Source organism: Mesorhizobium sp. M1307 (assembly GCF_040318155.1).
GTDB lineage: Bacteria > Pseudomonadota > Alphaproteobacteria > Rhizobiales > Rhizobiaceae > Mesorhizobium.
On record NZ_JAMYLR010000122.1, the window covers coordinates 1 to 590 of the forward strand.

Annotated in this window: 1 protein-coding gene; it reads left to right on the plus strand. The window is 61.7% G+C overall.

Annotated elements, in window-relative coordinates:
• Positions 1-40 precede the first annotated feature (40 nt).
• A complete protein-coding gene (locus tag NKH16_RS34925; RefSeq protein WP_352619621.1) occupies positions 41-475 on the plus strand; it encodes a helix-turn-helix domain-containing protein in 435 nt (144 codons plus the stop codon).
• The last annotated feature ends 115 nt before the right edge of the window (positions 476-590 follow it).

Here is a 590-nt window from a genome sequence, read left to right on the forward strand (position 1 = left end):
GCGTGGTTCATGATTCACTTCCTGTAGGAGGTGATTTGCCATGCCCAAGCCCTATTCGCTCGATTTGCGTGAACGTGTTGTGCGGTTTGTCGAGGCTGGCCACTCGCGGCGTGCGGCGGCGGCACATTTTGGGGTGTCGGTTTCGTTTGTCGTGATCCTGATGAGGAACTATCGAAAGACCGAGAGCCTGGCGCCCAAGGCCAGCGGTGGCCGCCGCCATTCCAAGCTCGACCCGCATCGTGCGTTCCTGCTTGGCCGTGTGGCCGAGAAGGATGACATCACCATGCCGGAGCTTGCCGCCGAACTGGCCGCTGCTACAGACGTCCAGGTCGCTCCTGCCTCGATCTCGCGCTGGCTCATCAGGAATGGCTATCGCTTCAAAAAAAACGCTGCTGGCCAGCGAGCAAGATCGTCCCGACGTCAGCAAGGCGCGGCAGGAGTGGCAGACCAGGCGCCAGCCGCGGATGCGGCTTGAGCCACATCGGCTGGTGTTCATCGACGAAACCGGAACCACTACGAAGATGACACGTCTGCGCGGCCGCTGCCTAAAGGGCCAACGGCTGCGCTCAAAGGCACCGTTCGGGCATTGG

Excerpts from the sequence above, each read along its gene's own strand:
- NKH16_RS34925 (WP_352619621.1), top strand. The coding sequence starts at position 41 with ATGCCCAAGCCCTATTCGCTCGATTTGCGTGAACGTGTTGTGCGGTTT.